Annotated in this window: 10 protein-coding genes and 1 riboswitch; of the genes, 1 reads left to right on the top strand and 9 read right to left on the bottom strand. The window is 37.3% G+C overall.

Annotated elements, in window-relative coordinates; translation table 11 throughout:
- Positions 1 to 33 precede the first annotated feature (33 nt).
- The 3 genes from K6Y31_RS07875 to K6Y31_RS07865 form a co-directional block, all read right to left on the bottom strand.
- Entirely contained in the window at positions 34 to 1,362 is a 1,329-nt protein-coding gene (locus tag K6Y31_RS07875) for an HlyD family type I secretion periplasmic adaptor subunit (RefSeq protein ID WP_233052253.1), read from the bottom strand.
- Complete coding sequence (locus K6Y31_RS07870; RefSeq protein WP_233052252.1) at positions 1,355 to 3,052, bottom strand: type I secretion system permease/ATPase; 1,698 nt, start codon at positions 3,050 to 3,052, stop codon at positions 1,355 to 1,357. Before K6Y31_RS07870 ends, K6Y31_RS07875 begins: the two co-directional genes overlap by 8 nt.
- Positions 3,053 to 3,125: 73 nt before the next feature.
- Positions 3,126 to 4,142 (bottom strand): calcium-binding protein, encoded by a 1,017-nt coding sequence (locus K6Y31_RS07865; RefSeq protein WP_233052251.1) that lies wholly within the window; start codon positions 4,140 to 4,142, stop codon positions 3,126 to 3,128.
- Positions 4,143 to 4,179: 37 nt separating this feature from the next.
- Positions 4,180 to 4,258: riboswitch (cyclic di-GMP riboswitch) on the bottom strand.
- Between the two features lie 217 nt (positions 4,259 to 4,475).
- Here K6Y31_RS07865 and K6Y31_RS07860 point away from each other — a divergent pair.
- A complete protein-coding gene (locus tag K6Y31_RS07860; protein ID WP_233052250.1) occupies positions 4,476 to 6,764 on the top strand; it encodes a LamG domain-containing protein in 2,289 nt (762 codons plus the stop codon).
- Between the two features lie 37 nt (positions 6,765 to 6,801).
- On the opposite strand, the gene K6Y31_RS07855 is transcribed toward K6Y31_RS07860, so the two are convergent.
- The 6 genes from K6Y31_RS07855 to K6Y31_RS07830 are packed head-to-tail and all read right to left on the bottom strand — an operon-like array spanning position 6,802 to position 13,189.
- A complete protein-coding gene (locus K6Y31_RS07855) occupies positions 6,802 to 7,509 on the bottom strand; it encodes a WecB/TagA/CpsF family glycosyltransferase (RefSeq protein WP_233052249.1) in 708 nt (235 codons plus the stop codon).
- Positions 7,510 to 7,511: 2 nt separating this feature from the next.
- On the bottom strand, positions 7,512 to 8,579 hold the full coding sequence (locus K6Y31_RS07850; protein ID WP_233052248.1) for a polysaccharide pyruvyl transferase family protein: 1,068 nt from the start codon (positions 8,577 to 8,579) through the stop codon (positions 7,512 to 7,514).
- Between the two features lies 1 nt (position 8,580).
- Entirely contained in the window at positions 8,581 to 10,080 is a 1,500-nt protein-coding gene (locus K6Y31_RS07845; RefSeq protein WP_233052247.1) for a lipopolysaccharide biosynthesis protein, read from the bottom strand.
- Entirely contained in the window at positions 10,080 to 11,057 is a 978-nt protein-coding gene (locus K6Y31_RS07840; protein ID WP_233052246.1) for a glycosyltransferase family 2 protein, read from the bottom strand. Before K6Y31_RS07840 ends, K6Y31_RS07845 begins: the two co-directional genes overlap by 1 nt.
- Positions 11,050 to 11,979, bottom strand: a complete 930-nt coding sequence (locus K6Y31_RS07835; RefSeq protein ID WP_233052245.1) for a glycosyltransferase family 2 protein — start codon at positions 11,977 to 11,979, stop codon at positions 11,050 to 11,052. The genes K6Y31_RS07840 and K6Y31_RS07835 overlap by 8 nt, the downstream gene beginning before the upstream one ends.
- Positions 11,969 to 13,189, bottom strand: coding sequence for an O-antigen ligase family protein (locus tag K6Y31_RS07830; protein WP_233052244.1), 1,221 nt, complete (start codon positions 13,187 to 13,189; stop codon positions 11,969 to 11,971). Before K6Y31_RS07830 ends, K6Y31_RS07835 begins: the two co-directional genes overlap by 11 nt.
- Between the last annotated feature and the right edge of the window lie 7 nt (positions 13,190 to 13,196).

Raw genomic sequence — 13,196 nt, 5'->3', positions numbered from 1 at the left:
AAACCACGCTGGCATAACTAGGCTGGGGAGTTATCACATCTCCCGAAATGCGCGATATAAATCAAGCTGCAATGGCTCAAGTAAATAATCAATCGGGCGACGTTTATTTAACACCACAAACACCTCGGCGGGCATGCCCGGATGGAGTTTCACATTTTTTAAATGGGCCAAATCGTCAGGATTGATAGCCACTTTAATCACAAAGCCTTCCTCGTGAGATTTGTCTTTACTCACCAAGCGATCAGCTGCAACGTGGATGATCTCACCTTCTATGGGAGGAGTCGTTCTAAAGCTATAGGCAGCCAAGCGCACCATCGCCTTTTGACCTTTAGTGATCACGTCAATGTCTTCGGGCTTAAGGCTAGCTTCAACAATCAAACGATCGTTTTCTGGCACAACTTGCATTAAGGTTTCACCGGGGCTAATCACATCACCGCGGTTAAACACACTTAAGCCAACCACTCGCCCAGTACTTGGGCTACTTAATACCACGCGCGATAAAACATCTTTGGCTTGGGTTAACTGCTCAACGGTGTCATCCATTACTTTGGCCAATTCTTGCAATTCTTGCTCAATTTGGCTGATATTTTGGTGCTTCATTGATAGGCGTTGCTGATGGATTTCGAGTTGCGCCATCTCGCGATTACGCAAACGCCCTTCAAGATCCATTAAATCACCCGAGAGCCGCGCTTTAGTGCGCTGAATTTCTAATGCTTTTAGCTTTGATGTATAGCCTGCTGGTAATAACTCTTCATGCATGGCAGCCTCTTGGCGCAGATACTCAAACGCTCGCTTTTCTTGTTTAAGCTTTTGCTCCAGAGCTACGCGATCACTGGCTACTCGCTCTAAGCGCGCATCTAATACCGCCAGCTCACTTTGCATCAGCTTTTGCCTGCCGGAAAATAGCAACTGCTGGGTTTTCATCACCGATAATAACGCGGGGTGAGATTCCGCCGCCACGAGTAAATCTTGGCTAAATTCTAACGTTTCTGCACCATTGCGCTCACTTTCTAAACGCTGCTTTTGCGCGAGAGAGCTATAGAGTTTTTGCTGCAATTGACTAAAACGGGTCTTAGCTGAAATAGACGAAAGCTCAATCAAAGGCTCACCCGCTTCCACCATGTCTCCTTCTTTTACCAACACTCGTTCAACAATGCCGCCTTCAAAGTGCTCAATCGATTTACGCTTACCTTCAACCGTGATAGTACCGGGAGCAATAGCAGCAGAGTCTAAATAGGTAAAACACAGCCAATAAACACTAAAGCCACCGCCAAATAACAGCACAAGTAAACCAGCAATAATGTATCGCCGCGGGTTAAGGGACAACTCAGGCATATCATCCTTCATCTGTAACTTATCCATGACTGCCCTCGCGATTGATTTGAGTTGGCGCTTTTTTCTGTAATCGTGCTAATACATCATCTTTTTTGCCAGCATCCGTAATGCTGCCTTTATCTAAACAAACCAGCCAGTCGGCCACTTTAATTAACGTGCCGCGGTGGCTAATCAAAATAATAGTGACGCCTTGTTGCTTTAATTGATGCAGAGTGAGTAACAAGCGTTGCTCAGATTGCAAATCAAGGTTGGAATCTGGCTCATCCAGTAATAGTAGTTTGGGTTGATGGTACAAAGCGCGCGCCAGTCCTAACAACTGCATTTCACCGCCCGATAATTGCACCCCTTTACGGCCAAACTCCGTTTGGTAAGCATTCGGTTGTTTACTAATGAACTCATGAATACCCGCCAATTTAGCCGCGGCAAATACTTTCTCATCAACCCCTTCGCCAGTTTCAAAACAACAAATATTATTAAATAACGAGGTCTCAAATAACTCTACCTGCTGCGGCAAGTAGCCAATCAGTTCATGGCGTTGCTGCGGCAACATTTCATTAATAGCAATATCGTTGATGCGAATAAAGCCCTGCTGACTGAGAGGACCGCCAGCAATGGCATTAAGCAAGGTTGACTTACCTGAGCCACTGCTACCCACTATCGCTAAGGCATGTCCTGCTTTTAATTCAAACTGCACATTTTTTAAAATCAAACGGTCAAATGAATCTTTCACACTCAGTGCCTCAACATTTAGTCGGATCGCATCAATTGGCATCGCAATACGGTTTTCATCTTGTTGATCTGCAAACACCTCTGCCACACGAGTAAAAGCTTGGCGACTTTGACGCCAAGGCTTCCATAAGTTAACGCTTTGATCCAGCGGGGCCAATACACGACCAAGTAAAATAGAGGCCGCTAACATCACGCCAGCTACCGCTTGATTAGTAATAACTAGCCAAGCCCCTAATCCCAACACCCCCACTTGCAGCGTCATCCGCGCGTATTTAATAAATGACTGTAACACCTGCATACGCAAGTTGGCTTTATTTTGCAGCGCGAGGACTTCACTATTTTGCTGATGCCAGCTTTGAGCTAAGTTATCAGCCACGTTAAACAACGCAATCGAGCGGCCCAAACCAATTTGCCGCTGTAAAAAAGCGCCGGAATCAAAAGACTTTTGCGCAATATCATCGGCATTTTTACGTGTTAAGTGCAAGTTAAGCCAAGTTAAACCTATCAACACAAGCGTTGCCGCCAATGCAAACCAGCCTAACAGCGGATGCAGTGAGAAAATAACGAGAATAAAAATAGGCGTCCAAGGCAAATCGAACAACAAGGCCACCATGGGCGAACTAAGTCCAGCCTTTAACTCATTAATGTCTAATAAACCACGCCGGGAAAGATCTGGGCTATGGCCAGCAATATGTAGCGCACGTGATACTAAAGTGGGTGCGCAGTGGTGTTCGAAATAGACCGCGCCAACATGTAATAAGCGTGAACGAATAAACTCAAGCGAGGCTTGCAATAGTAATAAACCAAGGGCAAGCACCGCGAGTAACACCAAGGTTTCAGCGCTGCGAGAAGAAAGTACCCGATCGAAAATCTGTAAACTGTAAATCGGTAAAACCAACATCAGTAGGTTAATAAATATTGAAAACAAGCCAATAAAAACTAACTGCTGCTGCCTTATTTTGAGGAACGGCTTCCACTGCAACATCATGTGACCTTAGTGAAATATTAAAAATCAGAAACAAAAAATGCGCCAATAGGCGCATTTATGAACTAATGGACAATTATACTAAGTCTGTATCAGACCAAATTGTAACAGTATTGCCGTCATTCTCAGTTTGGTAAGCTTGTAAGCCTGAAGTGTCTACATCAAAACGACCAGATAGCGCATCTGAATCTTCAGTGCTTAACGCCGTGAAGCTAGATAGCTCATTGAACGATACGTTATCACCAGCATCACCACCCAAGCGAATAACTAAGCCATCTTGCAGATCAATGCGGATGTTTTGAGCTGAGCCAGCTTCGCCGATTATCGCTTCAAAACCAGTAAACTGAGGTCCAATATCAGCAGTAGTGCGACCTTGGATAACTAGCGCATCAAAACCTTGACCGCCATCTACAAAACGATCAGCTGCATCAAATGTAACGACATCATCGCCGCCACCAGCAAAAATGATATCAACACCTTCACCACCATTGATAGCATCTGCGCCTTTTGAACCAGCGATAGTATCATCACCAGCACCTGTATCAATAATTCTGAATACAGAAGCATCAGCAGAAGCTTTCATCGCTGATAAGTTAACAGAATCACCGCCATTACCCGTTTTGATATCAAGAGAAGTGAATTGTGAGTTTTGCGCATCAGAAATAGTAACTGAATCAACACCATCGCCAGTGTCGATTTGGAATAAGTTACTCCAACCACCGTTGTTAGTTTGAACAGATAATGCGATTGAATCATCACCCGAGCCAGTTTCGATTTGGCCGCGCTTAGAGTTGATGACATTAACGATGACATCATTAGTGCTGTTTGCAAGATTTAGGTCAACGTCAACAAAATCTTTTGTTACTACATTTACGTTTTCTGCATCAATTTTAACTTCTTTACTGCCTTTAGCATTCCAATAAGCAGCTTCAACATCAATGATGTCATTGTTATTTGACGCTTCGTATTCTGACTCGTCTATAACACCAACACCAGTGAGTACTGTGTGGTCATCAGTTAAATTGTTAGCAGAACCGGTTCCATCTGTGTTTGTTGTAGCAATTTTTACTGTAGGAATTTTTACTGTAGACATGTTAAGCCCCTAATTAAGTTAATCTCAAGATTAATTCTGAGGCAACCCGGCTATCTCCAAAGCAGAGACCCGCAGTTTTCCGTCCCATATTCGCATAAGGTTTGGCGTTACTCGGTATTACAGCAAACTCAAGTGAAGTGAGTTGCATGGGTATTGTCCACATAAATAAATAATCATCAAGCGGCAAACAACAAGTCAAGCGAGAAAAAGTGTTAACCTTTTGTGAATAATGACTTATAACATTAAAATCAACACCTTAAGAAATAGGTAAAATGCTAAGGTTAGTCTAGAATTAAGAGTTATCATACTTTTCTAATCACATTAAGGCCAAGCATGCAAAAACACATTATTTTAGTAGTACTTTTAATGCTTATTGCTTCTAGTAAGGTTGATGCAACCCCTATTAATAATGACGCTACAGTCACGGGGCAAATTTCCATCATACCAACCTTTAACTCACTTAGTGTTTATTGGTTGGTACCAATAAATAATGAACAAGAAAAAGCCCGACTATTTTACAAAGAATCAGCAGGTTACGAATGGAAAGAGGCAGTAGAACTGGATTATGAAACTCGAGAGTTCAACGAACTAGAAAGTCACTTTAAGAAATACTCAAATCAATTTAGAGGAAGCATTGTCCGACTGGACCCAGATACAGAATATGACGTAATAGCTTACCTAGAAAGCACTAATACTTACGCCACATCTAGCGTAAGAACTTGGAGTGAACAGCTTAAAATAGCTAAAACAATCTATGTTGATCCTACGCAAAAAACACTGGCCATCACAGAATCTGGGAATGAGGAAGTTGGTTATGTGGTATACGATGGCCAAAATAAAGAGCACACACTGGATATAGGTGAGTTATACAATGTAGAAATTGATGCTTCATATATAATTATCAGAAACTTCAACTTCACTAATGCTGCAGTACATGCCATTTTCATTCAAGGTAAGAATAACAAAAACATTATTATTGAAAAAAATAATATAAGCAATTGGGGAAGTAAAATTGAGAATAGGTATGTTGGTAAAAACTTTCACTCTGCTATTACAAATAATTACGATAAAGCTTACACACAAGAAAAAATAATCATACAAGATAACAATATATTCAATCCAAACTACTCATCAAACAGCTGGAATCAAAACCCACAAACAGGAAAAGTTGATGGTTCCATATACCATCCCGAAGGCCCACAAGGGATTACACTTTCCAATACGCTTGGTAACAATGTAATTCGCAGAAATAATATTTTTAGTACAAATGGCAATTATTTTAATGATGGAATGGGCGCACAGGGTGATAATGATCGCCCTTATGGCTTTCCAGGATCAGACTCTGACATTTATGAAAATTCAATAAGCTACGCAAGAGATGACGCATTTGAAATAGAAGGAGGTAACGCTAATGTTAGAGTTTGGAACAATTACACAGATTTAAACTACATTAGCTATGCCGTCTCTCCAGCATACTTTGGACCCGTATACCTATTTAGAAATGTTGCGAATCGCCATCAATATAGCGACGAGCACTCAATGATGGTTGGAACAACATTTAAACTTAAAACAGTTGATGAAACTGCCGGAAAAATTCATATTTATCACAACACACAATACTTGGATAAAAGTATTCAAGAAGGGGCCAACATTGGATTAACCGGGAGTGGGAACGAAATAAAAAATGTAGTTGCTATAAATAACGCTATTATTGTAGCTGATGAAACCATTACCAACTTTGGTAGCAGCGTCAAGTTTGAAAACAATGCCTATATGGAAAATACAGCAGAATCACTATCAACTTCCAACCATGAAGTAGGCTCAAACGAAATCAACAAAGGGAGTGAAGAAAATAAATTAGTATCTTCAGAAAGTGTTACCAAAGATATTATTGTAACATTTTCCCCAACATCAAATTCAACACTGATTGATAGTGCTCACACAATCCCAAACATCAGCGAAGAATACAATGGCCTGGCGCCTGACATAGGGGCAATAGAAAGTAGTACGTTAGATTCCATTTATAAAAATCTAATTGGGTTGTGGGACTTTAATGGTAGTATTAATGATAAAAGTAGTTACCAAAATGAGTCTGAGTCTGAAGGTGCAATAATTTACTCAATCGAAAGTAGCAATCAATTTTTAGAATCAAAATTGGACACTAAACTATATTTAGGAATCGCACCAGAAAAAATAAAAGAGGAGTTTTCCTTCTCAGGCTGGTTCAAAAGTAGCTCACCTAATTCAAAAGCAACCATTCTTGCACTTATTGAGGGGGCTGAAAATTATGCATATGTCAGTATTTCAACAGACTTGCTAGTTAGCTTTTCTTCTAGACCATCAGGTAGTTTTTTTAAAAAAATAACCGCAAAAGAAAAGCTAAAAAGTAACGAGTGGTATCACTTGGTCGCGGTTAGAAAGTATGGCGTCAAGTCGATTTGGATCAACGGAAAACTTAAATCATCAATGTTAGACAATAGAAAGGGAGAGTTTCTTAGTAAAAAACTTATTGTGTCAGCTGGCAATATTGGGTTGGATAATTATAGGTTTTATAATAAAGGATTAGACGAAAAAGAAATTTCCAGTCTCTATCAAGTAGAAAGCGAAATTAAGAGAGATTAGTGGTACAACATAGCAGCTGTACCAGAGTAGTGAGCAATCAGGAAGTTAACTTATACTTAACGAAGTCAAACAGTATATAGGAAATTGCTATTGGGTACTGTATGAAATAGCGCTTAACTAATTTAGGTTCATCGTAAATTCGATAAACCCAACGAATATTTAGCTTATCCATCCATTTTGGATAATAATTCAACCCCGTTGTACTTTGATGGAAAAACCCTCCGCAAGTATAACCTACACCAGACCAGCCATGGGATCTTAAGTCTACTAAAAATTCTTCCTGATATGGCGTGCCCATTCCACTAACAACCACATCAGGAGATATTTTTTTTATATTCTCAAGTACTTCGCCTCTTTCTAGCTTAGAATTAAAATAGCCATTGCGATACCCTAAAATTTCCAAACCAGGATAATTTTCAGCTATTATTTTAACTGAAGTTGATATCTCTTCCTCTTTTGCACCAATGAAGTAAATAGATTTTTTCCCTTTGATACAATCTTTGAAAACGATTGGTGCCAAGGAAGTATTATCAAAGCTAAACCGCTTAATACCAGGAATACCTAAAGCGGTTAGAATCCTAACTAATAACTGCCCATCTATATAAAATTCATCCATTTGAGAGAATATTTTTTGCTCCCTCCTAGCCAAATAATATGAATAAGGGTTAAAGAAGGTTACTATGCCTTGGGTTCTTGGTTCATAGCGCCCTTTAATACGAAGTTTTAATAGCTGGAACATATTCATAATTAAAGACCAAGAGAAATTTGCTTTGATTTTGAAAATTGAATATTTTTGTAGTGTAAGATTCTTTCTTCCAATTCAGTTGATACTTGGTTAGCATTGGATAGTAAAAAATTCACCTTATCAATGCAGTCCTCAGCCTTGAAGGTGGACGTGTTCATACAGTACCGTTCCATTTCAATAGACATCATGTACTCTAAACACTTCGGCCTATACTCAATCATTATTGACGGTACTCTATGCAATGTTGCAATAACAGTCGCATGAAGCTTTTCGCCAACAAACACATCACACTGCTTTAGCTGATTAGTGTAACCTTCATAATTTTCGTAGCTTAAAACTAAGTCAATATCTTTACCAGGAAATCGTTCCATTATTGCTTTATTTACAGGTATATCGGCATCCCAGACAGGTAAAAGTTTAATCGAGTGACCAGTATCCAGCAACTTTTTAATGGTTTTATCAATTTCAGAAAGGAAAGATTTTTCTTCTCCCCACATTTTCCCTTTAGTGAAACCAATATTTATGCCAACAACAGGCTTCCCTTTAATCAATTTTCTTTCGACTGAGTTAGGAGCTAAACTGATAGCTGTATCACCAATAATTTCGGCTTTAACGCCTAGATCTGTTAACTGTTTACAAGAGATTGGACCTCGAACACCAACATATTCAAATTTTTTAAGCATATCAGCCCATTCTTGAATCCTATTTTGCCAGCCCCATGAAACATTGCTGTTCCAGAAATCAGGAGAGACAACACCGGTACCAAAACAAAATAGAGGAACAGATTTTTTGTGGAAGTCCTCCAGCAACTCGAGCCAGATATTTGCTTGATTAATTAAAGTTCCACCACCAAGGAATGCCGACTTGTAAGTATGAGCATTTGGAAAAAAATTATCTAATATTTTACTTCTTAAGTAGAGTTTAAAATTCTCATTGGGGAAAAGCTCATTATGGGCATCAAACAATATCTCATCACCCAAATTTTTATAACCTACCCAACCTATATAACAAGATTTATTTGACTCATTGTTAATATTTAAATAATGTTTTAACGTTTGATACTTTGACATACTACTTCCTAGTAATAATATTAATCAGATTCCGCCTTTCATTTTTACTGAAAATAATAAAAAGTGAAACAAGAATATAAACAAATAGAAATGGAACAAGCGAGATAAACAATTCAAAATAGCTAAGGTGAACTATATTGAAATAATCAACAACAGACTCTCCCAACATAAAAAACACCAACGAATACATAAAATTCTTTGATAAAAGCCAATAATAGCTTTTAAGATTAACACCCAAATACTTATGTATAAACCAAGGGAGCATCGTTATCTTTATTAATACCATTGGGATAAATGTCCCTAAAACCACACCGAGAACACCTAAATACTTTACTAACACCAAAGATATTATTAGATTTCCCAACCCCTCTAGCAATGCTAAGTAACTGAAGTATTTATGCTTATTAATAGATTGGAGCATAATGTAACTAGGTAGCTGTGATACTGCCACGGAAATAGCTACGATTAAAAGAGAAGAAAAGAACGACGCCTCAACAAACTCACTCCCCATCCAATTATCAATAAAAAATGGAACTAATAGAACACCAGAGCATGCTGATAAAAAAGAGAAAAACATCGAATATTTGAAAAAAGAAATATAAAGGCTTTGCTTATCCCCCAGTTTGTCGTCATAAATAACTCTAAACATGTAAGGACTAAATACTTGCACAATTTTCTCATTTAGCAGTTTGAAATACTCAGCAATTTTTGAAGCTATAGAATAGAGAGCAACAGCTTCTAAACTAGTAAACATTGTAATAACGACATAATCAATTCTAAATCGAAGCAAATCTGCTAGTTGTGCAAGGAATATGTGTTTACTAAACCCAAAAAGACTAAAAAACTGCCTTTTAGATATGTATACGAGCCTAAATGAGGGATTATATTTGTAAATGGAATATACTACCAGGCCTAGAAAATAAACAGCACTACTAACTAAACTGACAATTCCTAATGAGATGGCACCTTTGCCAGCGTCAAGCAGAAAATAAAGCAACATAGTCCTAAGTGTTACTTTTACTATATCCATACCAGCAGTGATATGAAAATCCATATGAGCTTGGACGGTTCCTTGGAAAGCTCTAAATGGAAAAGATACTAAAAACTCAATCGCAGCTAACAGTGTCAAAATCAATGCAATTTCAGCCAAATGAACTGGGGAAAACAAATAAACTAGCATGACTACAAGAGAGACAGGAATAAGCCCAACGAATGAGATCAATGTAAATAAAGCAATGAAATTTGTTAATAGAAAGTCTTGTCTTCTCTTCTTTCCTTTAGATATAGCTTCAGCCATGTACTTTACAACAGTTTGACTAAGCCCGAAATCAAGAACAAAATAATACCCTGTAAAAGACGCAATCAGAACCCAAAGGCCATAAGTTTCTTGGCCAATAGTCATAATTGTATATGGCATAATAAAGAAAACAGACAATACATTCACGCCCAATGCAAGCATCTGTATAGCGGATCCAGATAGAGCTTTTTTCAATACACTCATTATCTAGCCTTACCCATTGTTATTGTTTTTATTATTAAGGCTTTAATAAACTGTTTCATGTTTCGCCTACTATATACAAAGTCTGACATAGTAATTTTTTCTTCATTATCAGAGCTAAAAAGATTAAGTTTATAGTAGCAAATACGCTCATTTATAATATTACAAACTTCTTTGGATTGGTTAACTAATTGCAAGTGGTCACTTAATCCCTTTATGGTATCAGTGAGAAGCCTTTTCGGCTGCCCACTCGTTATATTATTCCCATGAAGGTGATACGTTGCAACTGGTGAATAAATCAATCCTACATTTGACTTCTTAGCAATTTTTAACCAAAGATCAGTATCTTCAAAAAAATGAAGATCCTCACGAAATCCTTCTTCCTCAAGAATATAGTTTGCTTTAACTAGATTAGCCTGTGTCGATAAAAAACCTCTTGAGTATAACTGTTTTAGAAACCCTTCCTGGTTATATATGGCTCCATTGGGTAATGAAATTAGAATCTCTTTTTCTAGAAGCTTTCTAACACTATACTTTTGGAAAAAAGTATTTGATGATTTAACACCACTAACAATTTCATCGTAATCACCAGATACAATTGCTAGTTCTATTTCATTTTTTTGTGCGAATTTAATAACATCAACTTGTTTTTGAAGTTTATCTTTATACCAAGTGTCATCAGAATCAAGAAAAGCAACCCATTCTCCAGTTACATATTTTAAAGCTGCATTTCTTGCTAAAGAAGGCTTTCCACTATTTTTTTGCTTGTAATAATTCACACGATCATCATTAATGTAATTATTAACAACCAATTCAGTACTATCAGTGGAGCCATCATCAATAATAATTAACTCAAAATTATCATAAGTTTGATTTAGTATACTCTCTATTGCTCTTCCAATAAGCGTATCACGATTATATGTCGGTGTTATGATTGAGATAAGCGGTCGCTCATCCATTGAAATAAAATTTTCAGACATCACTTTTTCTTTTATCTTTAACACAAGAAGCTATGAACTTTAACGTTGCAAAGTAATTATTATAATAAAAAGATTTCAATGAAACACTCATCATATCTTTATAACTAACTTTAACCCAGTTGTAGTTTTTATTAGCGTAAAAAACGGTTAAGAAATCATATATATTACTCAATCGAAACTTAATTTTTTGTTCAGAATCTAAATAACATGAGAACTCGTTTAAGAATTTCTCAACAAACAACATTTTATGAACATAATTTTTTTCAGGATAAAAAGTAATATTACCTTCATTGCCAAAGTAGCGTTTAACTAACACCTTGGTCACCGTATGCATTTCATAGCGATGAGAAATTTTAGACCAGAGCAATCTATCTTCAGCAAACTTAAGCTCTTCATCGAAACCACCACATTCTTCAACAACATCCTTTCTAACCATTACGCACGGAGTACCTTTAACAACATTCATCGTAAGAAAATCTTTAAAATGATTCCCCTTTAAAACAAAGTTATGTTGCTCAACTTCTTTATCACCTTTAATATCCACCATAAAGCAATCGATCAGACCAACATTTCGACCTTCATCGGTTAGTTTATTATATAAGCAGAGCTGCTCTTCTAGTTTCGTATTACACCATTCATCATCAGAATCTAAGAAACAAATTAAATTTTCAGTCGAATAAGTTATTCCTTTATTTCGAGCAGCTGCAGGGCCTGAATTTGGTTGTAACAAAACATTTATGAGTAACTTGGAGTTTTTAGCGTAGTCTTTGACAATACTAACAGACTCATCTACGGAGCCATCATCAACAACAACAACTCTATTTGGGATTATTGTTTGAGCGTCAATCGAGTTAAGCGCTCTTAGTATTGTATCTTTTGAATTATACATTGGTATGATAACGACAATATCACTATGCTTCACTTTCTTGCCCCCTAAAGCTCAAAGATAAGAACATAACTATAATTAGAAGAAAGAAGTCAGCAGCATAATAATTAGGTATAACATGGGCAATTGAATTAGCAACGAGTACAATTACCATAATAGCTAGAGATACAGAGCATTCATTACTTCGACTTTCTTTGGGAATATATACAAGACTTTTAAGCATAGAAAGAAAAATGAGTCCATTGGTCAAATATAAAAAGACAACACCGCCGTCTAATTTTGTTTCTATATAACCGTTATGTGCATTTCCTATAAATCCCCAACGCTCAATGAAATCCAGCGCGCTTCCACTCGTCCAAAACGCACCAAATCCGTAACCTAACCAATGCTTTTGCTCTACATATGGTGTAATAATATCCCATATCACCTTCCTGTCGGTTAAATCGCTATCCCTTTCTAATAGAATAAATACTACTTCTTTAACAAGATACAGAGCAACTCCAAGTAGAACATACCCAATCAGTGACAGTAATACCTGGCCAATATAGTTGGATGAGTTTCTATTAAAAGGAAAGAGGTTAAAATAGAGAATCGTTAACACTCCTATCCCGCAAAGAGCAACACCAGAAGCAGACTTAGAAAGAAGTAGGGCTAGAATGATCGGCATTATAATAAATAAGACCTTTCGATTCCCTTGAAGTAGGTATGGAAATAGAATCGTTATACCAATTGCATATAGCCTGGCTCCGGCATTTTTATCGGCTAAAATACCAATAAATGCCCCTCCTCTTATACCGCCTTGTAAAAAAACCAAAGAAGGAGCAAGCAAGCCAATTACTAGGCCAGCAACAGCACAAGCGCTGATAGTACACCCGAGGAAATACAGTAAATCAATTTCTTTATAAAAATGTGTCAAGTGCAATGAAAATAGGAATAATGCGAATAATGCAATACTTCTTTTCAGAGTGTAGCTTGGCTCAACCGACCAGAAGATCGATAAAAAACAAAAAAGTGGAATAATCCACATTAAACTTGTTTTTTTCCAAAAGCTAATTTTTTGAATCGAGTTAGTATATAGTAAACAAAATAAACTCATCATTATGATTAAAATTCCGGAGAATTTATTCACAGGATTCCCTTCCAGAGACGCATCTAAAAGATTACCCCCTCCTGAAAAAGCAACTCCGTAAATAAAACCTAGAACTTTAAAATAATATAACACACCTAAAACTAACAGCATTGTCATTATAGTG

The sequence above is a fragment of the Motilimonas cestriensis genome, from assembly GCF_021295315.1.
GTDB lineage: Bacteria > Pseudomonadota > Gammaproteobacteria > Enterobacterales > CBDFNC01 > Motilimonas > Motilimonas cestriensis.
Note: the sequence above shows the minus strand (reverse complement) of the source record. Positions and strands in the feature narration are given on the sequence as shown.